This is a genomic window from Lonsdalea britannica, assembly GCF_003515985.1.
Classification (GTDB): domain Bacteria; phylum Pseudomonadota; class Gammaproteobacteria; order Enterobacterales; family Enterobacteriaceae; genus Lonsdalea; species Lonsdalea britannica.
In genome coordinates, this window is sequence record NZ_CP023009.1 from 3142736 (window position 1) to 3167466 (window position 24731).

Sequence of the window (24731 nt, forward strand, 5' to 3'; positions counted from 1 at the left end):
TCCGATGATCACGCCCTTTCTTCAACTGTCACAGGTCGCGCATCGATACCCTCAGCCCAGTCATTGGCTACAGCGGCCACGATTTTATCAGGCGCTAAGCGACATCAGTCTGAAATTCCACGATGGAGAACGTATCGGATTGGTGGGCGCTTCCGGCTCAGGGAAATCCACGCTGCTCAACGCGATGCTGGCGTTGGAGAAGCTGTCCGAGGGCGAGATACGCTGTGATGGTCGCCTTGTACGGCCCGGCCGCGCATCAGCTCTGCGCTGGTATCGCCAACGCGTGCAGTACATCCCGCAAGATCCCGCGGGATCGCTGGCGCCGCACCTAAACGTCTTCGAACTTATCGCCGCGCCGCTAAGACAACTCGGATATCGCGGAAAGATAGAGCATCTCGTGCATGAAGCGCTCGAACAGGTCGCGTTGCCGCCGGATTTACTAACGAGAAACGCGCAGGCGTTGTCCGGCGGACAGGCCCAGCGAGTGGCGATAGCCCGCGCTATCGCTTTAAAACCCCGCTTTCTGCTGGCCGACGAACCGCTCAGCGGGCTGGATCTCCCGCTCCGCCAGCAGATCATCACGTTGCTGGATCAGATGGCCCGCCGTCATCAGATGGGCCTGCTGGTCGTCTCGCACGATATTTCCGCCGTCGCGACGCTGTGCGAACGGGTATTGGTCATGCATCAAGGCCGCATCGTGGAAGATCGCCCGCTTGCTCAGCTCCTGACACAACCCGCTCACCCCCACAGTGCCGCGCTATTGGCCGCCGTCCCCATGCTATCAACCGAACAGCCGCCGACGCGCTATTAAAATAAGAAGGATTTTTGTATGAAGCTCCTTTTATCGCTTAAACGCCCTTCCCCGGCCTGGTTAATCGGCAGTTTGCTACTTGCCGGTTGTTTCGACACGGAAACGCCGACCACGGAGGGGGCCGACTCACCGCGTATCCGTGTGGCTATGCTGCTGCCGCCACGCTCTGCGTTGTCTCCCTTCAGCGATGACGCCTTTAAACTATCCCGCTGGAGCACCGCCGAAACCTTGGTCAAGCTGGACGCGAATGGAGACGCGCAGCCAGCGCTGGCAACCCAATGGCAACAGCAGGACGAAACGACCTGGCAGTTTAGCCTGCGCCCCGGCGTCGAATTTCATGATAGCAGCAGCATGGATGCGGCATCGGTGGTCAACGCGCTGACGGCGGCGACACGCGCGGTTCCTAAGCCGCGCATTTTGGACGGCGTCGAACTGACGATTCGGGCCGACGGCGATCGTGCCGTCATCATCAAAACGACGCGCCCCGACCCGCTATTACCGCAACGTTTATCCAGTCCCCAGTTGGCGATCCTCTCGCCCGCCGCCTATGGAAAAAACGGTATCGTGAATCCCCTCAATGCCGGAACCGGCCCGTTTGTGCTGACCCGCGTTAACGGCACGTCCAGCGCGCATCTCGACCGATTCGAGCACTATTGGGGAACACCCGCGGCTGCGCCCGGTATCGACGTTGATTTTGTACCGGACGGCGCCGCGCGTGCCGCGGCGCTGCGTACGCATTCAGCGGATGTCGTCGAGACCATCCCCGTCTCTCAGGCGCCGTTACTTGACGCGAGCCGCGTGCATGAAGTCCCGATGCCGCGCACCAATACGCTGTACCTGAATACCCGCCGCGGCGCATTTAGCGATCCGGCGCTGCGCGCTGCCGCACGCGACGCCATTGATCGCAAGGCGCTGGTGGATGGCGTCTATGAACAGCGGGCGGATGTGGCCGTCGGGCTACTGGGGCCAGCGTTGCCGTGGGCGGCCCCGCTACGTCAGCCTGTCACCTCGCCGACGCCTGCCGGAGCCCCCCATGGCGCGACCATTACGCTGGCGACCTTCAGCGACCGTACCGAGCTGCCGGAAGTCGCCGTTTATCTGGCGCAACAGCTCAGTGCAGCCGGCTTCACCGTCAAACAAGAGGTACGTGAATACGCGCAGATAGAGTCTGACGCGCTGGCCGGCAAATTCGATGCTTTCATTCTGTCCCGGGCGACGGTTTTGGACTCTGGCGATCCGGTAGCTTACATGTACAGCGATTTCGCCTGCCATGGTTCTTTCAATATCTCGCAGCTCTGTCACCCCGACATCGACCATGCCTTACAGGAGGCGGCTGGAATACCGGCAGGCGAGGCTCGTCGGCGAGCCATCATGCGCGCCGAAAGACACATTCTTGCCACCGATGCCGCCATACCGCTACTGCATGAACGGGTTATTCAGGGCGAGTCTGTTCGGGCGCGTCAGGTTATGCGCGATCCACGAGAGCGGGAGTTGATTACCCCGCAGACCGTGCTTAATGAGGCGCAGCCAATACCATGATCGAACCGATGGTTTGTCGAGACTGCGCCCGCACGTCCACCCAAGCCGCGCTGGCAGGACCGGGGCTAGCCCTATTGTCCCGTGTGTTGATGGCCGCAGGCATTGTAACGCTGATCGGACTCTTACCCTGGCTTTCGGGCAGCGATCCAGCGCTTACTCTCCTGCGCGCGCGCTCCGGAGAGCAGGAAGCCACAGAGGAAGCGTTGACGGCGATCCGCCAGCATTACGGGCTTGACCAGGGACCATTCCCCCTGCTGTGGCGATGGCTCATCGGTCTGCTGCATGGCGATGCCGGTGTTTCCTGGGTATCCGGCAACCCGGTGCTGCCGGGCATGTTGTCGGCCACCAGCGTCTCGTTACTGCTGATGAGCTGCGCGCTGCTGGTCGCCTTCATGGTGACGATCTTGCTGTGCGCGCCCACGGTGATCCGGGGGCTTCGCGGCGATAGCCGGAGCGGCAGCGGACTTCTCGCCGTCGCCCTCACCGCCATGCCGGAGTTTTTATTGGCGGCCTTTCTGCTGCTCGCCGGTGCCGTATGGTTGCATCTGTTTCCGCCCTACGGCTGGCGTGGCTGGGAGTTCGCCGTACTGCCCGCGCTGGCATTGGGACTCCCCGCGGGTGGACTGCTGGGAAAACTGTTCAGCGACACGCTGGCGTCCACCTTTGCCGAGCCCTGGTTAATCACATGGCATGTCGCCGGATTCTCGCGCTCGGCATGCCTGTTGGCCGTCATTCGACGCACTCTTCCGGCAGTTCTGCCTCAGGTCGGGCTGGTATTAGTCGGATTGACCGGTGGCGCGGTGGCCGTCGAAAAAGTCTTTGCGATTCCCGGATTAGGACGCGCCACGTTAGGCGCCTCCGCCGCGCAGGATCTGCCCGCGTTACAGTGCGGCATTCTGCTTCTGCTGCTGATCGCCACGGCGACGGGCGGCGGTATTGCTCTGCTGCGCCATGCGCTATTGGGTCGTGCGACCGCGACGGCATCTTTGCCGGTCCCGATCAATGCCTCTCCAGTCCGCCCGAGTGCTTTCTGGGTCCCCGCGCTGGCGGGAGGTCTGCTGACGCTGCTGCTGGTTGTCGGGCTTCCGCGCGACCCACTCTCTTCGGACTTCCTGCGCCTGCAGGCACCTTCGCTGAGGCTGCCTTTTGGCGCGGACGCGACCGGGCGCGACCTGTTGGCCCGCGTCGCCCACGGCGCGATCGTCACCTTACTGACGGCTCTGGTCGTCACGCTGGCCAGCCTGGCGGTCGGAATAACCGTCGGTCTGTTTCCCCGGTTATTTACCGGACCGATTGAAATGACGAACGCTCTGCCGCCCGTCATTTCGGGTATGGTGGTGACCGCGCTGTATGGGCCTTCTATCCTTGGCGCGGCCATCGCCGTTATGTTGGTCAGTTGGGCGCCGCTGGCCGCGCATACCGCCGCGCTGGTAACCGAAATTCACGCACGCCCCTATGTACGCCTAGCCCCCATTTTGGGGATGGGACGCCGTCAGTGCCTGATACGTTATATCTTGCCGGGCCTGCTGGGACCGCTCATGCGCCACGCCATGTTACGCCTGCCGGGCATCGCGCTGGCGCTGGCTTCTCTGGGGTTTTTGGGCCTGGGACAACAGCCGCCCGCACCTGAATGGGGACGAATTCTGGCGGAAGGCATGCCGTATGTCGAACGGGCACCCTGGAGCGTCGTCGCGCCGGTCAGCGCATTGATTCTGCTCTCGGTGCTGATGGTTTCGCTGAGTCACCTATCACGCCGCTAATAGTGTGACGCATCGCCCGCGGGATTCGTTCCCCGGGCCGTGCGCACCATCTCAGCCGCGCGAATATTCTCCCCACAGTGAAAGCCGTATAACAAACTGAGTTCACTTCCCAACGCGGCTTTCCGACACACGAATTTGCGTTGATATAGCTTTTATTTATTACGCGGATGAGACGACAGGGACGTAAGATGAATCACTCGCCAACCGAATAATACACATCCATGGCACTGATTTTTCAGATTGAACTACGATTAAAAAGTGTCACACGCTAATGTGGTGACAAGTAATTGTGAGGGCGCGCAGATGGCTGTATCAATTGATGATCGGGTAAGAAACCCACAATGTCTGAGCGATGGGCCAGACTGGACGTTTGACTTGCTTCAGGACTATCTGGATGAAATCGACCGGATCGCCAAGTCATATCGGTTAGACACCTACCCCCACCAGATTGAAATTATCACTTCCGAGCAGATGATGGATGCCTACTCCAGCATCGGCATGCCCATCAACTATACGCACTGGTCGTTTGGCAAGAAGTTCATCGAAACCGAACAGCTTTATAAGCACGGGCAGCAAGGGCTGGCGTATGAGATCGTCATCAACTCCAACCCGTGTATCGCCTACCTGATGGAAGAGAACACCATGACCATGCAGGCGCTGGTTATCGCGCACGCCTGCTACGGCCATAACTCTTTTTTCAAAGGCAACTACCTGTTCCGCAGTTGGACCGACGCCAGTTCCATCGTGGACTATCTGATTTTCGCCCGTCAGTACATCGCGCGCTGCGAAGAACGCTACGGCGTGGTGGAAGTCGAACGCCTGCTGGACTCGTGTCACGCCCTGATGAACTACGGCGTGGATCGCTATAAACGTCCGCAGAAAATCTCGCTGGAAGAAGAGCAGCTGCGGCAGAAAAGTCGTGAAGCCTACCTGCAAAGTCAGGTGAACGATCTTTGGAAAACCCTGCCGCGCCGCGAGCTCGAATCCGCGCCGGAAAAAACGCCGCGTTACCCCACGGAGCCGCAGGAAAACCTGCTCTACTTTATGGAGAAGAACGCGCCGCTGCTGGAACCCTGGCAACGTGAAGTCTTGCGCATCGTGCGTAAAGTCAGTCAGTATTTCTACCCGCAGAAGCAGACGCAGGTCATGAACGAAGGCTGGGCGACCTTCTGGCATTACACCATCCTGAATCACCTGTACGACGAGGGCAAAGTCTCCGACCGCTTTATGATGGAGTTTTTGCACAGCCACACCAACGTGGTCTATCAGCCGCCGTATAACAGCCCTTATTACAGCGGTATCAACCCGTATGCGCTGGGCTTCGCCATGTTCCAGGATATCAAGCGCATCTGTCAGGAACCCACGGAGGAAGATCGCTACTGGTTCCCGGATATCGCCGGTGCAGACTGGTTGGACACGCTGCATTTCGCGATGCAAAACTTCAAAGACGAAAGCTTTATCAGCCAGTTCCTGTCGCCGAAGGTGATGCGTGATTTCCGGTTGTTTACCGTGTTGGATGATGACAGTAATAACTACCTGGAGATTGCGGCCATCCACAACGAGGAAGGCTACAAGAAAATTCGTCAGGAGCTCTCAGCTCAGTACAACCTGAGTAATATCGAACCCAACATACAGATTTGGAATGTCGACCTGCGCGGTAGCCGCTCGATGACATTGCGCTATATCCCGCAGAACCGGGCCCCGCTTGATAAGAGCAGCCATGAAGTGATGAAACACGTTTATCGACTGTGGGGTTTTGAAGTGTTTATGGAGCAGTTGAATGACGATGGCAGCGTAGAGCTTATTGACCGCTGCCCGCCACGCAATCAGCCCTAGTCGTTAAACCGATGAAGCAACGGGTAACCGCTTTGACAGGGTTACCCGTTTTTATTCGCTCAGATCAGCGGCCGCCCCCGGCCAGATCGTGAGGAATGGCGTTCTGCATGCCATGCCAAAGGGCGCCGCTCTCTTTGCCATACTCACGCACGGTTTCCTGAACCTGTTCGTAACGACCTTCGCGACACAAGGTGCCAAGCTGGCGATAAAACTTCAGCGCCAGTTCGCGGGCGTCAAGATTGGAAAAGTAGTAGCGAGCAACGCGGATGTACAACCCTCTCAACCCATTAAGAATCAGGCTGTAAATCGGGTTGGTCGACACAAAAGCCAGTCCTCGAAATATCGCGTAATCCAGTTCCGCGAAAGCATCAGCGGTGTCGCTAACGGTATCGGCCTGCTGAAGGATTTCCAACGCTTGTTCGGGATGTTGGCGCACCGCAGTCCGAATGAAAATACCCGCGATATTGGTTCGCGCAGACAGGAGGTTATCGATGAGCTGCGGCACGCGATCATGGTCGAGACGCGCCAACGTTTCAAGGATGTTCAGACCGGAAGTTTCCCAGAAATTATTAACCTTGGTCGGCTTACCGTGCTGAATCGTTAGCCATCCGTCACGAGCCAGACGCTGCAAGACTTCCCTTAGCGTGGTGCGCGTGACACCGATGAGTTCGGATAACTCCCTTTCTGCGGGCAGGAGAGTCCCCGGGGGAATCGATTATTCCATATACTTTCAACAATATACTCTTCCGCGAATCCCGCCGGACTTTGCGCCTTTATAACCATAAGTTTATATTCCGTAGCGATGCTTACCCATGAAAGTAAACATCATCATAACAAACCCCTTTACCATCACATAGTTTCCGGGAGTGACAAATCAATCCAGTAGCAAACCCCCGTACACCGGCTCAGACAGCGACACTGAGGCTCACATCACCGAGAAATTCGTATCAAGACATCATTTTATATTGTAAGAAGTTTTAAGGGGGAGAAAAATGTCGAGTTATGACATGGAACACATCCTGGGCAGCTTTTGTCTATTAACGGATCGTCAGGGTTGATTTATCCGCGTTATTCAACATGCCCATGGCGATGAGCAAAGCCCGCGCCGCTCTCGCCTGAGAATTTACAGCCTGACACATATTTGTTGCGATCGCTGCCGATATAACGCGCCGCGCGAGTCCATCCGCCAGCCTATATCGTGTATAGTAACACTCAGGTGAAAACATCCAGTTCTTTCTGATATCACCTTTAAAAACAAAAGAGTATGGGCTACACGGCGTAAAATTTCCGCTCTGAAGAAAAGATGATTTCATCTCTCAGACAGTGATTATTGTTGAGAGCACCACTCTTTGTGAGGACAGCGAAATTGATAGCGCTGTTATAATTCGAACGTTTTGCATGGAATACTTTTATGCTGCTGATGTTGCGATATTTAAACCGTTGCTCGCATGGCCGGACGGCCTGGCTGCTCCTGGCACTGACCAGCCTAATCTTCGAACTGATCGCGCTCTATTTCCAGCATGTTATGTTGTTGAAACCCTGCGTTCTCTGCATTTATCAACGTAACGCGATGTTTGGCATCATGGCGGCCGGACTTGTCGGCGCTATCGCGCCAGGCAGCGTCGTGATTCGTTTACCAGCCATCGCCCTGTGGCTCTACAGCGCGTTCGAAGGCCTGTTGCTGGCGTTGAAACATACCGATATTCAGCTTCACCCTTCGCCTTTCGCCACCTGCGACTTTTTCGTCAACTTCCCTTCATGGCTGCCTTTGGACAAATGGGCCCCGGCCGTGTTCAGCGCCTCGGGTGACTGTGCCGAACGTCAGTGGCACTTTATGGGACTGGAAATGCCGCAGTGGATGATCGTGATCTTCGGCGCCTATCTGCTGGTTTGCGCGCTGGTGCTGATTGCTCAATTGTTTAGACCCAAACGCCGCGACCTTTTCCGTTAATCACGCCGTCTTCCGCCCGGCTACCTGTCAGCACCCAGCCGGGCGTTTTTCCTCCCGCACCACGATAATATCTCCCTCTCCCTCTCCCTCTCCCTCTCCCTCTTCCTTTCTTTCTTTCTCTTCCGTTGCCGTTCAGTCATCGTCGCCGTTTCATCGGTTTTACCGCTGGCAGCAATTGATGGCCTTTTTGTTGCTTTCCTCTAACATCTTCAGCCAGCCTGACTATGGTCAGGCTAATAATAACCAACCTCTTTTTAGGCTCGAGTAGATGAAAAAAGTAAAAGCATTTCTTTTGATGGCTGCAGCTTTGGCCGTGTCCGTGAAAGGCTACTGTGAATCTGGCAAGGTCACAGGCAGCGAAGAAGTTAGAATCCCCGCAATCAAACTGATCAACGTCGAGGGTGACAATTCCAGCTTCGTTAAAGGCAGTATTCCTGCGCTGGAAAAGATCCCGACACAAAAATTTTGGATCAGCAACTCGACTGAGGATTGGGAAAAGAATACCCATGCTGCTCCGAGAAAACAGTATGTAATCACGCTGAAAGGTACGCTGAAATTCAAAGTCAGCAATGGCTCTACCTTCATCATCGCACCAGGCACCGTTCTGTTGGCTGAAGATCTGAAAGGTCCTGGCCATAGTTGGGAAATTATTGACGGTAACGAATGGGTCCGCGCCTACATTCCGATGGAAGGCGATAAAGACTACTTTACGTCCGACAAATAACCCCCATCTTCGTAGAAGCCCTGACATTCAGGGCTTTTTTGATGATGTCATGCGTTAGGAGATAGCGCTGAGCGATTTCCCCCCTGGTACTTCCTCCGCTCCTGACGACGCGCACCCTCCACTCTCCAACCCTCTTCAGCCGTGAAACGGTTTCTCCCTTCGTAAATACCCCTTGAATTTATGCGCTATATTGAAAGTGAAACTCCATCGCTACTCTATGGGATATACGACCATGATCACTGCCGATCTCTATCTGTTGAAAGAAGTTACCGCGCTGCGAACCGTTATTGGATTTATGATTTCCATCATGAACGACGAGCAAAGGGAAAGCCTGCGAAAGCTGGCAGAAACGCGGGTGGTGAAATCGGACTACGAGCATTTGTCCAAGCTGGACGATGAGGACGCCGCTGCGGTGGCCGAAGACATCAACGATATGATTGTGGAAACTATCAAACTGGGTACGGTCAAAAAAACTGACCAGGAGTAAGAGCTTAAAGCCGAAGCCGTGTTGATAAAGGCTGAGGCATAAATCACGCAATAAAACAGCACGCCGGATACCGATATTCCCGTGGTAAAACATTGACCACGAGGATATCCCATACCGAGTTCAGGCAACCAGAGATCAGATTTCTGCGGCTCCCCATCAGCGCCAAGTCGATTCAGCGATATTCATGTTTTAAGCCCTGTTTTATGCTCTGTGTCCTGTCCATACGCCCGCTCTTTGGTGCGTCAGATCTGACGACGTGCCAGAATGTCCCACCTGTTTCACTGCACTGACGACTCATATCTTTATTGGGAAACCCACATGGATTTAATTGATCAGTATTTGCCTGCCTGCCATTTCAGCGAAAACCATTCCCTGGGCGTCGCTGCAACACCAGAACATATTATGGCCGCCGTGCTTAGCTATCGACCCGATAATGATTATTTATTCCGCAGTGCAATTACCCTGCGCGAACTGCCAATCCGTCTTTATGACCGAATGAAGGGCAAAGATTTTGCGTATCGAAAACCCTTCAACATGGACAATTTCACGATGTTAGAACAAAGAAGCGATCAGGATGTTGTGTTTGGATTAGCGGGAAAGTTTTGGCGCTCAGATTACGGTCAAACCACACTCGTTGATGCCGCAGATTTTCTGGCGTTTAATGAACCAGGCTCAGCCAAACTGGCCTTGAGTTTCTCCATTGAGCGATTAAGCAACACCTCTTCTCGACTGAGAACAGAAACACGGGTGCTCTGCCTGGATAACACCGCACAACGTAAATTTGCTCCCTACTGGTACATAATTAGACCGGTAAGCGGATTGATCAGACTGAGGATGCTGAAATCAATCAGCCAGGACGCCCAACACAAGGCCAACGTCTAATTCGCCGCGCTCAACAATGCTTACACGGCGCATACGATTCAAAGGGAGTGGCGGCAGAGTGGCAACAATGACGGAAAAAAGACGACGAACAATAGCGAAGATCAGCCCAGTATGGGCGCAAAACTAGGCGGATATTGCCCCACCGCTGCCACAGGCTTGAAACCCGCAGCAGCTTTCCTTTAAGAGATCCTAAGCTTACCTAGCCCAATCAGGTTTATTCAGAATATGGTCCTGCCAGTCAACGACGTCACGCTCGCGGACAGCAATATTGCGTACCGAAATACGTTCCTGATGCATCGCCTGTTTTGAACCGGCAATCAGCGGATGCCAGCTCGCCAGACCTTTGCCTTCGTGGATCCGGCGGTAAGCGCAAGTTTCCGGCAACCATTCGAACGACAACAGATTTTCCCGTGTCAGCTTGATGCAGTCCGGCTCGTATTCGAAGCGGCGGGCGTAGTTGCGGCATTGGCAACTTTTGATGTTCAGCTGATTACAAGCGACATTGGTGAAGTACAGCTCTTCGGTATCAGCATCAATAAGCTTATTCAGGCAACAGCGGCCACATCCGTCGCAGAGGGCTTCCCACTCTTCGTCAGACATTTCAGCCAGTGTTTTATGTTGCCAAAAAGGTGATTGATTCATTGCAATAGTATCCAAGGTGACGGGAAACAGCCCGTCTAACAGTGTTAATTTTAACGAGGTCGTTTAATGAGGAGAAGCCACCTGCCACACCGGACAGATGGCCTGAGTATGACTAAATCACGCGGGTTTCCAGCGTTTTATCGTTCAAAGCAATTTTCAGCGTATCGCCCGACAGCAGCGGCCCGACGCCCTGCGGTGTCCCTGTCAGGATGATATCCCCGGCGCGCAAGGTGAAGAAACGGCTCATATAGGCGATCAACGGTAAAATCGGCGTTATCATGTCGCGCGTATTTCCCTGCTGCCGGACTTCGCCGTTGATGCTCAGCGTCAGATCCGTATTCTGCGGATCGCCGAATTCTGCGACAGGGATGAAACCGGATACCGGACATGAACCATCAAACCCTTTCGCTTTTTCCCACGGCTGACCGGCTTTTTTAAAGGACGCCTGTAGCTCACGCAGCGTTAAATCGAGCGCCACGCCGTAGCCAGCGATGGCCCGAGCGACGCGATCTTCGTTTGCCTGTTTCAGCGGAGTGCCGATCAATACGGCCAGTTCAACCTCGTGATGTACCGCGCCCAAATCGTGAGGAATGGAAAGGGGCTGACGGAGATCGCAGATCGCCGTTTCAGGTTTGATAAACAACACCGGCTCTGGAAACGTGGAACTGCCCATTTCCCGGACGTGTTCGGAATAGTTGCTGCCGACACACACTACTTTATTGACAGGGAAGTCCAGTAACGCTCCCTGCCAGTCTCTGTGCTGATACATGCATCATCTCCTGACCTGTCTGTTGAGATATTGACCCCGGCACGCCGCGGCGCCAGGCTCCCCATCATACCGATACTGATGACAAAAAGATAAGCACGCAAACGTGAGCGAAAGTGTCGTCAGATTTCGTCATTATCCATGGCTAAAAAAAGCCCGTTGGATAAATTCAAAACGGGCGGATAAACAATTAAGCCGACAAATCACTGTATATAAAATCAGGAAATAAAACACGGCCTGAATAAAAGTCAGCCTGTAGATTAATTTGCGCCCTGACTATTTTCCGTTACGAGGCCATTAATATCTCGTGGCGATAAGGGATTGTCCGAAAATAATAACCCTATTATTTTTCAACTGCCGACTGATGTATATTTAGCAAATTTTCCGGCGGGGGCGGTACCTGAAGGTAAAACCCTTGTTCTTTAAGCGATTGCCGCACATTGTCGATATCAGCCGACGCCAGTTTTTTCCTACCATCTAGCGGTAAAAGCATCACGAAAGTCGGCGCACCGAAACTTTTCATCAGCGTTTCAGGAATGCGCGAAAAATCGTCTTTTTTTTCGACATAAAGATATGTCTGATCCCGTTTGTTACTTCTATAGATCGCACAAAACATATTTTTACTCTAAATTAAATGGGTATCGTGTATTGCCTGTATATACATGTGACTATAACATGCTTATAGCGCTCTGGAATATCATAGTTAAATGTTACTCTGGGGGTTTAAAGATGCCGAAACTGAGTCAGGATAGATGTCACAATCGCCAATTGAGTTAAAAGGCAGCAGCTTTACCTTATCGGTGGTTCATTTGCATGAATCTCAACCCGAGGTAATTTACCAAGCCCTGCAGGAAAAAATCGAACAGGCTCCCGCGTTTCTTAAAAACGCGCCCGTTGTCATCAATGTCTCAACACTGACCGCCGACACCGATTGGGTGACGCTGCAGCAAGCCGTCGCCGCTTCCGGTCTGCATGTGGTCGGCGTTAGCGGCTGCAAAGACGAACAGCTCAAGCAAGCTATCGTCCGCGCAGGACTACCGCTGTTGAACGAAGGTAAAGAGCGTCGGGCTTCCGAACCCGCCGCCCCGCCTCCGGAGCCGGTGAAAACCAAGGTGATCAGCGCGCCCGTTCGTTCCGGGCAACAGATTTACGCGCGTAACTGCGATCTCATCGTCACCAGCAGCGTGAGCGCGGGCGCCGAAATCATCGCAGACGGCAATATACACATTTACGGCATGATGCGGGGCCGTGCCCTGGCAGGCGTATCTGGCGACGTTAACAGCCAGATCTTTTGCACCCATCTGGCCGCAGAACTGGTCTCCATCGCGGGCCGTTATTGGCTTAGCGACCAGATACCGCAAGATTTTTTTGGGCAGGCTGCACGGGTAAATCTCAACCTGCTGGACAATGTTCTTAACATACAAACTCTAGACTAAGCCCTTGACAAGGAATCATTTATGGCACGCATCATCGTTGTTACATCGGGTAAAGGGGGCGTTGGCAAGACTACTTCAAGCGCGGCCATTGCTACCGGTTTAGCCCAAAAAGGCAAAAAAACAGTTGTCATCGACTTTGATATCGGCCTGCGCAACCTTGACCTGATCATGGGATGCGAGCGCCGCGTCGTTTACGATTTCGTCAACGTCATTCAAGGTGACGCGACGCTAAATCAGGCGCTAATTAAAGATAAACGCACTGAAAATCTGTACATCCTCCCGGCTTCTCAGACCCGTGACAAAGACGCGCTGACACGTGAAGGCGTCGAAAAAGTGCTGGATGGTCTGAACGAAATGAATTTCGACTTCGTCGTGTGTGATTCTCCGGCGGGGATTGAAACCGGTGCGCTGATGGCGCTCTACTTCGCGGACGAAGCGGTGATTACCACCAACCCGGAGGTCTCATCCGTACGCGACTCCGACCGTATTCTCGGCATTCTGTCATCCAAATCTCGTCGCGCAGAACGTGGCGAAGATCCGATCAAAGAGCATCTGCTGCTGACCCGTTACAATCCGGGCCGCGTCAGCCGTGGCGACATGCTGAGCATGGAAGACGTGCTGGAAATTCTGCGCATTCCGCTGCTGGGCGTCATTCCGGAAGACCAGTCGGTGCTGCGCGCTTCCAACCAGGGCGAACCGGTGATTCTGGACGACTCGGCCGATGCGGGTAAAGCTTATGCCGACACTGTAGATCGCTTGCTGGGTGAAGAACGCCCTTACCGCTTTATCGAGGAAGAGAAGAAGAGCTTCCTCAAACGACTTTTTGGGGGGTAAACCATGGCCTTACTCGATTTCTTTCTGTCCCGCAAAAAAGCGACAGCCAATATCGCCAAGGAACGGCTGCAAATTATTGTCGCGGAGCGGCGCCGTGGGGATAGCGAACCCCATTATCTGCCACAGTTGAAACGAGACATTCTGGAAGTGATCTGCAAATACGTGCAGATTGACCCGCAAATGGTATCTGTTCAGCTGGAACAGAAAGGTGACGATATTTCCGTTCTGGAGCTCAACGTCACCTTGCCGGAAGCGGAAGAAACGCCGAAGTAACCATCGCGCCGCGGCTGAGCCAGACACCTGCTAATCGCAGTCGGGCCTGGTCGCGGCGATCATGCTCTTGCCTTTATTCCCCGCCAGTCGTCATACACCCGTGATGCAAGACCTCAGCTTACCGTTGCCCTTTCCGGCAAGATCTGGACATCGCAGCCGCCAGTATTCCACCGCCGACCGCCACGTCCTCCGCGATTAATCGCGGTTTAAAATCGCCCGCAGATCGTCGCCGAACAGCGTGTTGCGCCAGCCGCTAACCAGTTCAGGCGTATTCCCACCGACAGACAGTTTCCAGTACCAGTTGAGCAGGCGGTTGATCTGACGACGCGAGGCTAGCAGTTCCGCAGATAGTCCGCTGCTGGCGCTGGTCGCCTGAATCAGCGCCTTGATCTCCTTGAATACCGACTTGTAACCGGGGTAGTCGAGAAGGTTCGCGACCGGCGGCGGGAAGTCAGCCTCATTCCGATCCACGGTCTCCGCCACCAGCGAGAGCAACGTTTTACCATGATAGCGAATTTCCGGACCGCTCAGCCCCAGCGAATCCAATTCGCCCAGCGAGGTCGGCAAATGACGTGCTACCTGCCACAAGTGCTCCTCGCGTACCACGAAATTCACCGCGCTATCGCGTTCGCGCGCTTTACGCAGACGCCAGTCAGCCAGACGTTGCAGGCACGCCAGCTGTCGGCCGCGCAACTGCCAGGCGTTGCCGACCTCACGGTAAGCGAGTTCCGGCGCCAAAATATCCTGACGTCGGCGGCACAGCAGCTGACATTCGTCCAACGCCGCCTCCGTCCAACCTGTCGCCTGAATTTGCTCCACCAGCGTTTTTGCCATGGGCAGCAGGTAGAAGACGTCGGCCGCCGCATAGTCGCACTGTTTTTGGCTCAGCGGGCGCGCCATCCAGTCTGTGCGGGACTCGCTTTTATCCAGCGTCACCTGCTGATAGTCCGCCACCAGTGCGGCAAAGCCATAGGACAACGGTTTGCCTAAAAAAGCGGCCAGAATTTGCGTGTCGATAAACGGCGACGGCACACAGCCGAACGCGTTCAGGAAGACCTCCAGGTCCTCGCTGCCGGCGTGCAGAAATTTGGTCACCTTGGCGTCGGTAAGCAGGGCCTTAAACGGCGCCCAGTCCTCGATCGGGAGGGGGTCAATCAGCGACAGCGTTTCACCGTCATACAGTTGAATCAGTCCCAACTGTGGATAATAAGTGCGCGTCCGGACAAATTCGGTGTCCAGCGCCACTTGCGTTGTAGCGCGCGCCTGCGCGCAAACCTGTGATAAGCCGGCATCGGTAGTGATCAACTGATAATTCAAAACATTATTCTCTTGGTTATGTCCAACAATGGTCATGACGATAAAAGGAACGCCGGAAAAGACCGGCGAGCCTGACATGAAAACGCAAAAATGCACATCTTATGAAGTCAAATAGCGGCGACACGGCGCAAGGAAAGGAGGCCGAGTCATGGAATCAGGTCAACCGGGCCAGATGTCTGACAGCCAAGATCATGAGGTAACCATACCCTGCTAACACCCTGCAAACAGTCCGGTATAACAATCACCTGGGATGCTTCGTCTCGTCCCGGAGTTCACGCCGCAAGATTTTACCGACGTTCGATTTCGGTAATTCGTCACGAAACTCGAACTGGCGAGGCACCTTATAGCCCGTCAGATAACGACGGCAATGGGCAATCAGCGCATCCGTATTCAGCGCGCTGCCGGGACGACGGACAACGAACACTTTGACCGCCTCGCCTGACAGCTCGTTCGGTACGCCAACGGCCGCCGCTTCGATCACGTCAGGATGACGGACGATGACATCTTCGATCTCATTTGGATAGACGTTAAATCCTGACACCAGAATCATGTCTTTTTTGCGATCGACAATCTGTAAGAAACCCTGCGCGTCAGACGTGACAATGTCACCTGTCGCCAGCCAGCCATCCTTCAGCACCGCTGCCGTCTCGTCCGGCTGATTCCAATAGCCTTTCATGACCTGCGGCCCTCGAATCCACAGCTCACCGGCCTCTCCCAGCGCCACATCGTTGCCTTGCTCATCTACAATGCGAATTTCAGTCGAGGGGATCGGCAAACCGACACTGCCCGTATACTGCTCCATATCGTAAGGGTTGCCGGTGACCAGCGGCGAGCTTTCCGTCAGCCCGTACCCTTCCAGCAAATGATTGCCGGTGAGTTTTTCCCAGCGTTCGGCAACCGTCTGCTGGACCGGCGCGCCGCCGCCAACGGACAGGTGCAGCATCGAAAAGTCCAGTCGATGAAAATCGTCATTATTCAATAGCGCGTTGAACAGCGTGTTGACGCCGCTGAAGACGGTAAACGGATGACGAGCCAGCTCTTTGACCATCCCCGGAATATCTCTCGGGTTGGTAATCAGCAGGTTCTGCCCCCCCATTTCGATGAACAACAGGCAGTTCACGAGGAGCGCAAAGATGTGATACAGCGGCAACGCTGTGACGATCAAATCGTTGCCTTCATTCAGTAACGAACCATAGGCCGCGCGGATTTGAGTCAGGTTAGCCAGCAAATTGCGATGCGTGAGCATGGCGCCTTTGGACACGCCGCTGGTGCCGCCGGTGTATTGCAAAAAGGCCAAATCGCCGCGATCCAGTTCAGGACGCACGTAAGGCATCTGCTTACCCTGCTGCAGTACGCTGCGGAAGGAAATGGCGTCGGGAAGATGGTATTTCGGCACCAGTCGTTTAATGTATTTGACGACAAAATTCACCAACGTGCCTTTTGCCGCTGACAGCTGGTCTCCCATGCGGGTGAGGATCACATGCTTCACCGGGGTATTGAACACCACCTTTTCCAGCGTATGAGCAAAGTTGGACACAATCACCATCGCGCTGGCGCCGCTATCGTTCAGCTGATGTTCCAGTTCACGCGGCGTATAGAGCGGATTGATGTTCACCACGACCATGCCCGCCCGCAGGATACCGAACAGCGCGACGGGATATTGCAACAGGTTGGGCATCATCAGCGCAACGCGATCGCCCTTCTGCAATTTGAGCTGATGCTGCAAATAGGCGGCAAACGCCCGGCTGCGCTCATCCAACTGACGATAGGTCATCGTCTCGCCCATATTGATGAACGCAGGCCGATCGGCATTTCGCGCCATAGAATTTTCGAACAGCTCCACCAATGACGAATAGCGATCCGGGTCGATCTCTGCGGGAACATCGGCCGGATAGCGCGCTAACCAAATTTTTTCCAAGACTTCACTCCATAGGTCTTCTTAGGCGGCGAACGGGCTGGCGAAATCTCTCATCCCCTGTCCCAGACAGGGCGAGCTTCTCGGCCTGTATCAAACGTTCAACCGCCTATGCCATCATCCACAAAAAATAAGGTGACCGGAGTCACCCTAGTTAATCATTGCATCGGTCATCGCTATCCAGCGCGCCCCCACACGAGACATCGTGCCGCGCATCGTCGTGCAAAAGACAATCGCGGGTCGCGCTGTTATTCCGTGACGATCGTTTCCAGTCTGGCCGGTCCGGCCCCATCGTCCCAGCCCCAGCGAGGTCCCCAGCCGGGGCGACCGCGATAGCCCCACCAAGGATCGTACATCCCTGCGGTCGGCACCAGTTGCTGCACGACGCGCCAGCGTTTATAGCGGTCTGCCTGCACGACGACAAAGCGGTACGGGCGGTTGCCTATCTTGCCCGATTCGGATCCGGTGATAGGCCCCACAACGGTGACCAGTTGATTGGTGTAATCCGTTGGTTCCAGGAAGCCATTAACATAAGCCACGAAGCGACCTTCCGACGGCGCGCCCAAGATCGGTTTGGCGCCCTCATCCAGCGGCATGCTGCTGATTTCCAAACGGGTGCGATTCGCCTCGTTGCTCACCGCCACCACTTTGCCCCCCAGCCGTGCCTCTTGACCGACGTAAACGGCGGGTGCGCTCATCACCCGGACCAAGTCCATCTGCGGCGTCGCCGATGTCCCTTGTAAGGACTCGGGTACGGTCACGCACGCGCTCAGCGCGCCCAGCGAAAGCAATAGCAGGCCGCAGCGGCCCGTTCTACAGACAACGCGTTTCACCCGACGACTCCACTGCCGTTCACTCGACATAGCATGCCTCTCGTTTAATAGCCTGATTATTAGACTATAAGCCATGCAATAAGTTGCGGTTGTCCGTTATTCGCGGCCCGCTAATTTTTTCCAGGCGACTTCATTACGCAGATAGCGCGGCTGAGCCTGCTCAACGCGCAATGTCGCGCCTGAGCGATACTGTTGCAAAGCCAGCGGCAACATATCTTCCGCCTGCGGCAACAGATAGTGACCATCTTGCAACACCGCGTCGGCGGGTTGGGTTAAATCGGGGTACGTTTGCCAGCCGGTACCGGCCGTCGCCCACGCACCGTTGAGCGCTGCCGTTTGTGTCTGCACCTGCGAGGGCGCGAGTACGGCTTCCGTCTCTTCACCACGCCAGAAACCCTGTTCGTCGCGGTGATATTGCGCCCAGTAGACTTCGCTCATGCGGGCATCGATCGCCGTCAGCACCTGGGTCGCGCCAGTCAGGCGGAAAGCGCCCTGCGCCAGCGTGGCCAACGTGGAGACGCCGATCATCGGCAAGTCGGCGCCTAGCGCCAACCCTTGCGCGATACCGATACCGATACGCACGCCGGTAAAACTGCCGGGGCCAAGGCCGAACGCCAACGCATCCATATCGCTCAGCGTCAGGCCCTGTTCGCTCAGGACTTGCTGAACCATCGGCAAAATACGCTGGGTATGTTCGCGGGGACAAACTTCAAATAATGCGTGGACTTTACCTTCATTCCACAACGCAACGGAACAGGCTTCCGTTGCGGTATCAAGCGCTAAAATTCGCGTAGACATGCCAACCTCAGGCGGGAAATAAACGTATAACGGCGCGCATGATAGCACAGAGTCGGAACGCCGTTACGCTTTGCGCGTCAGGAAATCCACCGCCTGCGGCAGGCTTCTTGTACGCGGCGCGGGCGGCAGACTATTGAGAAAGACTTCGCCGTAGGGACGCATCACCAGACGATTGTCGCAAATCACCAGTACGCCACGATCGTCGACATCGCGGATCAAGCGTCCCACCCCCTGCTTGAGGGTAATGACGGCGTCGGGCAACTGCACATCATTGAAGGGATCGCCGCCGCGCAGACGGCAGTCTTCCATGCGCGCTTTCAGTAGCGGATCGTCCGGCGAGGTGAACGGCAGTTTATCGATGATGACGCAGGACAGCGCATCGCCCCGCACGTCCACCCCCTCCCAGAAACTGCTGGTCGCCACCAGCAGCGCGTTGCCCGCCGCCAGAAACTGCGACAGCAACTGGGTTTTACTGGTTTCGCCCTGCAGCAAGACCGGTAGCGTCAGGCTGGCGCGAAACTCCGCGGCCAATTCACGCATCATCAAATGCGAGGTACACAGCATAAAGCAGCGCCCCTGATTAGCCTGAATCAGCGGCGTCAACATCTGCGCCAGCAGCTTACCGCTGCCCCGGCGCGCGGTTTCCGGCAGAAAACGCGGTACGCACAGCAGCGCCTGACGGGCATAGTCGAACGGACTCGGCAACAGCAACGTTTCGGCCTCTTCCAGTCCCAGCCGGGCGGTGAAATGATCCATTTTGTCGTTCACGGACAACGTAGCGGAGGTGAAGATCCAGCTCGCAGCCTTCTCTTTCATCACGTCATGAAAACGGTCAGACACCGACAGTGGCGTTAAAGCCAGCACAAAGTGGCGACTCGTGCATTCATACCAGTAGCTGTAACCGGGCTGTTGTACGTCCAGCAGCCGCTTCAACCGGTTACGGTAAATCGTGGCGCGTTCAAACGCGGCATCCAGCAGCGCGGAGCGCCCCAGAGAAAGCTTGGCGACGTCGTAACACAGCTCCAGCGCATCATCGAGCAGCAATAGCGCGCGCTGCAGTCCAGTATCCGTGACAACGTCACGAAGGTTGCCGCGATAACCGGGGTCGCCGAGCGCCAGGCGAAAATCCTGTGTGCTTTGCGACAACCGATCGGCGCTTTTCTGTAACTGCGCCGCGTCACGCACTTCGGTGCGATAGGCGATGATCATATCTCGCGCCAAATCGAACAGCTGTCGGCTGCTCAGTTGCTGACCGAAATATTGGCTGGCGATGTCGGGAATTTGATGGGCTTCGTCGAAAATCACAACGTCGCCGTCGGGGATCAGCTCGGCAAAACCGCTCTCTTTCACTACCCGATCCGCCAGATACAGATGGTGGTTAACCACCACGACATCAGCATCCATCGCCCGACGGCGCGCTTTGACCACGAAACACGCTTTATAGTGCGGGCAATCGTTGCCGAGGCAGTTGTCATTGGTGCTGGTGACCAACGGCCAGATATGGCTGTCTTCCGGCACATCGCGGCAGGCGCTGGTGTCGCCGTCGTCAGTCAGCGACGACCAGCTACGCAGCTTAACCAGCTCGCGCAGGTTATCTTTGGAAAGATCCCCCCGGTCATGGACTGCTGTTCCAGACGTTCAATACACAGATAGTTGGAGCGCCCTTTCAGCAACGCCAGTTTGCCGGGATAGTTAAGCGCACGCGCCACGGTCGGCAGATCGCGGCTGTACAGCTGATCCTGCAAAGCTTTGGAGCCGGTGGAAATAATCACTTTTTTTTCGGCGCGCAACGCGGGCGCCAAATAAGCGTAGGTTTTTCCCGTTCCGGTGCCCGCTTCAACCACCAGCGGCTTCTGCCGGGCGATGGCATCGGCGACGGCGGCCGCCATTTGCCGCTGCGGTTCTCGAGGCTTAAATCCCTTGATGGCCTTTGCCAATGCGCCCTCGGGGGCAAAATCATCGATCTCGTTTGCTGCTGCAGCCACGCGTTCTCTCTTTGCTGGGGAATAAATCGGCACCGGAGGCTCCGATGCGAGTGAGGGGATTATGCCAAGCTCGTCCCCCGGCCTCCACCTTAATATGTTGGCACGCCGTCGTTGGAAGCACGCGCCGCAGACGCTGTTCCTGTGTTTACCTCGGACAGGATGAATAGGTGGAACGCATGGTTAGCGCTAGGGCGGGAGGTTTTCTCCTCTGAAGCGAAAAGGTAAAATGGCGACGTTCGATAACGATAAATCAGGGATTTTGATTTTGAGCCATGTTTATACCTTTACGATTCCCAGCACACCCTTCACACCCAACGCAGGCTCCAGCGGATATTATTTGCGCCTCACTCACCAAGGCCATACGTTTTATACCCACAAAGCTAACTACAGCAACCCCGAACAATTTGAACGCCTATCCCCTCAGGGAAACTGGTACATTTGCGCCCATCGATTATGGGATGGAAGCTACTGGATACATTGGATTGCCGATGACAACGGTTTGATACTCGAACCTGAAAGCGCGTCTCAAAAAGTGGGGCCGATGCTGATTCAAAGCAGTGTGTCATTAGCGATAACGTTGCTGGCCGTCATCGCGTTGTACGTTTTTTTTCATTCTTCCCCGCCCTTGCCACGATCGCAGCGTTGGTCGGTATATTCGCGGGGATAGGAGCGTCAGTCAGTCTGAGCAACCTGTTCGCTTTTTATCATCCGGTAAGCAGATTGTCGTTGAAATATCTCGCTCAAGCGAAGACCCGGGACAGACGTTTTTTTACGTCACCCCCTACTAACACTTCCCATTTTATCGTCAAACAACTCGATGAACAGTGGCGTCGTCAGGCAAAAGGCAGCGATCTCCTGCTGGAAGGCAATGTGAATCACGTACAAGACATGTCATGGAGTGCAAGGAAAGGAGAGGATGAAGTCCGCTACAGAGCGTTCTTTTTTACCTGTGAATATCGCTCGCTGATCATGTGCTGGCATCAAAACGATTCGTCCGTACACCAACCGGTGCGTTTAACTTCCGCACCGCCGTTTATGGCCATCAACGACCGTATCAGCTGCATCTATGAACAAAAAGAGAAGAAGTCCATGCTGACACAGCGATTACCCAGCCAGACGCATAAAGTCATCAGCTTAATTAACCTGACGGAAGGCAGTGTTTATCGCCTTCGTGGCGAGGGCGTTCTCGGTATCAGGCCGAACATCATCGAGCGCTGTCCGCTTTATCTCCAGGGGTAACCGCGTCACTTACCCTCATCATAGAATAAAGGACTCACAGGCCCTAAGTGTCTCCTCGTCGACGCGTCGAACCGATGGGGAGACAACGCGCCGGACGCCTGAGGCCACCGCCTGACAACACATCACATCGTTGCCAGACGATGATCCGCCGCGTCTGGACCGCGTCGAGCATCAGTTACTCTTGCTGCCCGGCATCCTCTTCGTCATCTTCGAAGCGCGCGACGATACGCTCTCCCTGATGTCCCTGACGTAGCGCCTCCGCCACACGGGCAATGGCTTCGCCGCTGCTCATTCCTTCCGAAATCAAGCGGTGGATTTCTTCGACGGCTTGCTGCTGCTGTTCATGCGTGAGCGACGGAATACCTGCAAACATTTTTCTCTCCTGAATCTGGCGGGATCGTCCCGGCATCATTGACGTCGCACGTCTCACGAGTGTGGTACGCTTGCATTTTGTGATGCCTTCGTGTCCACGCGACCGGTATACTTCCGGTCACTACCCGTATGAGATCGCCCGAAAATCTATATGCCAATGTCGTTAGTCTACCATGCTCTGCCTTACCAACCGGACGCTTTGTTGACCCAGTTCGCCCCGCTCTCCGAGCTGCCCTGGGCGATGCTGTTGCACTCCGGCACCGCTGAACATACGCATAACCGGTTCGATATCCTGGTCGCCGATCCGCGCGTCACGTTACAGACCCGCGGCGACACCACGGAGATAGCCGAAGGCGGCAACGTTCAGACCTCACCGGCCGACCCGTTCGAACTGCTGCAAGACCAGTTGAAACGATTAGGTCTGACCGCAACCCCGACGCCGGATCTGCCGTTTCAGGGCGGCGCATTGGGACTGTTTGGCTACGATCTGGGCCGTCGAGTGGAACGCCTGCCGACGCGGGCCGCACAGGATATCGATATCCCCGATATGGCCGTCGGTTTGTATGACTGGGCGCTGATCGCCGACCATCATCAGCGCAGGCTCACGCTAATCACATACGGCGACCCGACGCCACGACTCGCCTGGCTCAAAGCGCAACAGGACGCGCCTAACGACGCCTTCACGCTGACTTCCGCATGGCAGGCCAGCATGTCGCGGGAAGAGTACGGCGCCAAGTTTCGTCAGATTCAGGATTATCTGCACGCCGGCGACTGCTATCAGGTCAATCTGGCGCAACGCTTTCAGGCCCGTTATGAAGGCAGCGAGTGGCAGGCGTTCCTGCGTCTTTCCGCCAGCAATCGCGCGCCCTTTTCGGCCTTTATCCGACTCCCGCACAACGCGGTCATCAGCGTGTCGCCCGAGCGTTTCTTATGGTTGAACGACCATCATATTCAGACTCGCCCCATCAAAGGCACGCTGCCCCGCCAGCCTGACGCCGACGACGACGCCAGACAAGCGGAACGTCTGGCGGCCTCCACCAAAGATCGCGCGGAAAATCTCATGATCGTCGATCTGCTGCGCAACGATATCGGCCGCGTGGCCTCCCCGGCAGCGTCCGTGTGCCGGAGCTGTTTGTGGTCGAAGCTTTTCCGGCTGTGCATCATCTGGTCAGCACCATTGAAGCGGAACTGCCCGCAGAGCTGCATGCGACCGACCTGTTGCGGGCTTGTTTCCCCGGCGGCTCTATCACCGGCGCGCCGAAAGTCCGGGCGATGGAGATCATCGAAGAGCTGGAGCCGCAGCGCAGGACGGCTTATTGCGGCAGCGTCGGCTATCTGAGCCTCTGCGGCACCATGGATACCAATATTACCATCCGCACGCTCGTCACCGACCGAGGTTCCATTTACTGCTGGGCCGGCGGCGGGATTGTCGCCGACAGTCAGGAGCAGGCGGAATATCAGGAAACGTTCGATAAGGTCGGACGTATTCTGCCTTTACTGTTGTCCCATGCTTGATGGCGATGTGGCGAGGAGCTGACGTGACAGACACGATCCTGCAAAACCCTGCGATGACCGCTGAGGCCGATCCGCCATTCGATTTGGCGCAGTTCATCACCCGTTTTCAGTTGCAAACGCCGGAAGCGACGCCGCCCAGCCGCTATCAGCGACAGGCTGCCGTACTGGTGCCGATTATTCGCCGTTACGAACCCACATTGCTGTTGACCCGACGTGCCGCGAACCTCCGCACACACGCGGGTCAGGTCGCCTTTCCCGGCGGCGCGGCCGACCTGGAAGATCCTTCCCTGATCGCCACTGCGCTGCGGGAAGCGTATGAAGAGGTGGCAATCCCGACGTCCCGCGTTCAGGTGCTCGGCACGCTGCCCTCGCAAGACAGCGTCAGCGGCTTTCAAGTCACCCCGGTGGTGGGCCTGCTGCCCCCCGACATGACGTTCACGGCGCAGGCGGACGAGGTGGCCGCCCTCTTCGAGATGCCGCTACGGGAAGCCTTTGCCTTACACCGCTATCATGGGCTGGAGATCGAGCGCGAACACCGCCGACATCGCGTTTATCTACGCAGCTATCAGCAGCAGTGGGTGTGGGGACTGACCGCGACAATTATTCGCCAGCTCGCGTTGCAGGTCGAGGCGCTTTGAACGCCAACGCACGACTTTGATCTCTCCCGGTATTCGCCCCTTTCGATAGCGCCCAAGCGCGGTGCGCACGTCGTCAGCAAGGCGTGTTTACCGTTCTACCGACCTCGGGCGTGTCATCGGAAACACGTTCGACACCACCCTGTGCCGTCTCGATTTAGCCCCACTTCACGTAATGACG

The 24731-nt window shown here is 55.8% G+C and carries 22 protein-coding genes and 3 pseudogenes; 15 read left to right on the forward strand and 10 right to left on the reverse strand.

Translation table 11 applies throughout. The annotated features are described in order from the left end of the window. Positions 1 to 4: 4 nt before the first annotated feature. The 4 genes from CKQ53_RS14440 (at position 5) to CKQ53_RS14455 (ending at position 5946) form a co-directional block, all read left to right on the forward strand. Positions 5 to 811: an ABC transporter ATP-binding protein gene (locus CKQ53_RS14440; protein ID WP_085651395.1), complete on the forward strand. Its 807-nt coding sequence runs from the start codon at positions 5 to 7 to the stop codon at positions 809 to 811. 18 nt (positions 812 to 829) lie between these two features. Continuing rightward, positions 830 to 2350, forward strand: coding sequence for an ABC transporter substrate-binding protein (locus tag CKQ53_RS14445; protein ID WP_094117578.1), 1521 nt, complete (start codon positions 830 to 832; stop codon positions 2348 to 2350). Continuing rightward, positions 2347 to 4110, forward strand: coding sequence for an ABC transporter permease subunit (locus CKQ53_RS14450; protein WP_094117577.1), 1764 nt, complete (start codon positions 2347 to 2349; stop codon positions 4108 to 4110). The genes CKQ53_RS14445 and CKQ53_RS14450 overlap by 4 nt, the downstream gene beginning before the upstream one ends. A 303-nt stretch (positions 4111 to 4413) precedes the next feature. Then, positions 4414 to 5946 carry a SpoVR family protein gene (locus CKQ53_RS14455; protein WP_085652466.1) on the forward strand — a complete coding sequence of 511 codons (1533 nt, stop codon included), beginning with the start codon at positions 4414 to 4416 and terminating at the stop codon, positions 5944 to 5946. 64 nt (positions 5947 to 6010) lie between these two features. Here CKQ53_RS14455 and fadR read toward each other — a convergent pair. Beyond that, positions 6011 to 6729 (reverse strand): annotated as a pseudogene (gene fadR, locus CKQ53_RS14460) (fatty acid metabolism transcriptional regulator FadR). A gap of 637 nt (positions 6730 to 7366) precedes the next feature. Between fadR and dsbB the strand changes: the two are divergent. From dsbB to CKQ53_RS14480, 4 genes are all read left to right on the forward strand, one after another. Continuing rightward, a complete protein-coding gene (dsbB, locus tag CKQ53_RS14465) occupies positions 7367 to 7897 on the forward strand; it encodes a disulfide bond formation protein DsbB (RefSeq protein ID WP_085652502.1) in 531 nt (176 codons plus the stop codon). Between the two features lie 268 nt (positions 7898 to 8165). Then, a complete protein-coding gene (locus tag CKQ53_RS14470; protein ID WP_094117576.1) occupies positions 8166 to 8621 on the forward strand; it encodes a cupin domain-containing protein in 456 nt (151 codons plus the stop codon). Between the two features lie 232 nt (positions 8622 to 8853). Then, positions 8854 to 9108, forward strand: a complete 255-nt coding sequence (locus tag CKQ53_RS14475) for a hypothetical protein (protein WP_139824007.1) — start codon at positions 8854 to 8856, stop codon at positions 9106 to 9108. Positions 9109 to 9426: 318 nt separating this feature from the next. After that, positions 9427 to 9990, forward strand: a complete 564-nt coding sequence (locus CKQ53_RS14480; protein WP_094117575.1) for a hypothetical protein — start codon at positions 9427 to 9429, stop codon at positions 9988 to 9990. Between the two features lie 195 nt (positions 9991 to 10185). On the opposite strand, the gene CKQ53_RS14485 is transcribed toward CKQ53_RS14480, so the two are convergent. From CKQ53_RS14485 to CKQ53_RS14495, 3 genes are all read right to left on the reverse strand, one after another. After that, the gene (locus CKQ53_RS14485; RefSeq protein WP_026739388.1) at positions 10186 to 10632 is read right to left on the reverse strand and encodes a YcgN family cysteine cluster protein; all 447 of its coding nucleotides are present in this window, start codon (positions 10630 to 10632) and stop codon (positions 10186 to 10188) included. A 112-nt stretch (positions 10633 to 10744) separates the two neighbouring features. Next, positions 10745 to 11401: a fumarylacetoacetate hydrolase family protein gene (locus CKQ53_RS14490; protein WP_094117574.1), complete on the reverse strand. Its 657-nt coding sequence runs from the start codon at positions 11399 to 11401 to the stop codon at positions 10745 to 10747. A 340-nt stretch (positions 11402 to 11741) separates the two neighbouring features. Then, positions 11742 to 12014: a YcgL domain-containing protein gene (locus CKQ53_RS14495; protein ID WP_085652473.1), complete on the reverse strand. Its 273-nt coding sequence runs from the start codon at positions 12012 to 12014 to the stop codon at positions 11742 to 11744. A gap of 136 nt (positions 12015 to 12150) precedes the next feature. Here CKQ53_RS14495 and minC point away from each other — a divergent pair, with 136 nt between their 5' ends. The 3 genes from minC to minE are packed head-to-tail and all read left to right on the forward strand — an operon-like array spanning position 12151 to position 13941. After that, a complete protein-coding gene (gene minC, locus CKQ53_RS14500; RefSeq protein WP_085652474.1) occupies positions 12151 to 12834 on the forward strand; it encodes a septum site-determining protein MinC in 684 nt (227 codons plus the stop codon). Positions 12835 to 12855: 21 nt separating this feature from the next. Continuing rightward, positions 12856 to 13668, forward strand: coding sequence for a septum site-determining protein MinD (gene minD, locus CKQ53_RS14505; protein ID WP_085652475.1), 813 nt, complete (start codon positions 12856 to 12858; stop codon positions 13666 to 13668). A gap of 3 nt (positions 13669 to 13671) precedes the next feature. Continuing rightward, complete coding sequence (gene minE, locus CKQ53_RS14510; protein WP_026739383.1) at positions 13672 to 13941, forward strand: cell division topological specificity factor MinE; 270 nt, start codon at positions 13672 to 13674, stop codon at positions 13939 to 13941. Positions 13942 to 14136: 195 nt separating this feature from the next. Here the strand turns inward: minE and rnd are convergent, their stop codons facing one another. The 5 genes and pseudogenes from rnd to CKQ53_RS14535 form a co-directional block, all read right to left on the reverse strand. Further along, positions 14137 to 15258 (reverse strand): ribonuclease D, encoded by a 1122-nt coding sequence (gene rnd / locus CKQ53_RS14515; protein WP_118895311.1) that lies wholly within the window; start codon positions 15256 to 15258, stop codon positions 14137 to 14139. Positions 15259 to 15499: 241 nt separating this feature from the next. Then, the gene (gene fadD / locus CKQ53_RS14520; RefSeq protein ID WP_085652476.1) at positions 15500 to 17176 is read right to left on the reverse strand and encodes a long-chain-fatty-acid--CoA ligase FadD; all 1677 of its coding nucleotides are present in this window, start codon (positions 17174 to 17176) and stop codon (positions 15500 to 15502) included. A gap of 245 nt (positions 17177 to 17421) precedes the next feature. Next, positions 17422 to 18036 (reverse strand): Slp family lipoprotein, encoded by a 615-nt coding sequence (locus tag CKQ53_RS14525; RefSeq protein ID WP_094117573.1) that lies wholly within the window; start codon positions 18034 to 18036, stop codon positions 17422 to 17424. 66 nt (positions 18037 to 18102) lie between these two features. Further along, positions 18103 to 18804, reverse strand: coding sequence for a tRNA (adenosine(37)-N6)-threonylcarbamoyltransferase complex dimerization subunit type 1 TsaB (tsaB, locus tag CKQ53_RS14530; protein ID WP_094117572.1), 702 nt, complete (start codon positions 18802 to 18804; stop codon positions 18103 to 18105). Between the two features lie 63 nt (positions 18805 to 18867). After that, positions 18868 to 20768 (reverse strand): annotated as a pseudogene (locus CKQ53_RS14535) (ATP-dependent DNA helicase). A gap of 247 nt (positions 20769 to 21015) precedes the next feature. Here CKQ53_RS14535 and CKQ53_RS18490 point away from each other — a divergent pair. After that, the gene (locus tag CKQ53_RS18490; protein ID WP_162896368.1) at positions 21016 to 21456 is read left to right on the forward strand and encodes a hypothetical protein; all 441 of its coding nucleotides are present in this window, start codon (positions 21016 to 21018) and stop codon (positions 21454 to 21456) included. 59 nt (positions 21457 to 21515) lie between these two features. Continuing rightward, positions 21516 to 22028 carry a hypothetical protein gene (locus CKQ53_RS14540; RefSeq protein ID WP_162896369.1) on the forward strand — a complete coding sequence of 171 codons (513 nt, stop codon included), beginning with the start codon at positions 21516 to 21518 and terminating at the stop codon, positions 22026 to 22028. Between the two features lie 175 nt (positions 22029 to 22203). Here the strand turns inward: CKQ53_RS14540 and CKQ53_RS14545 are convergent, their stop codons facing one another. After that, positions 22204 to 22401 (reverse strand): YoaH family protein, encoded by a 198-nt coding sequence (locus CKQ53_RS14545; RefSeq protein ID WP_094117570.1) that lies wholly within the window; start codon positions 22399 to 22401, stop codon positions 22204 to 22206. Positions 22402 to 22551: 150 nt separating this feature from the next. On the opposite strand from CKQ53_RS14545, the pseudogene pabB reads away from it, so the two are divergent. Further along, positions 22552 to 23915, forward strand: a pseudogene (gene pabB / locus CKQ53_RS14550) (aminodeoxychorismate synthase component 1). Positions 23916 to 23968: 53 nt separating this feature from the next. Further along, positions 23969 to 24553, forward strand: coding sequence for a CoA pyrophosphatase (locus CKQ53_RS14555; RefSeq protein ID WP_094117616.1), 585 nt, complete (start codon positions 23969 to 23971; stop codon positions 24551 to 24553). The last annotated feature ends 178 nt before the right edge of the window (positions 24554 to 24731 follow it).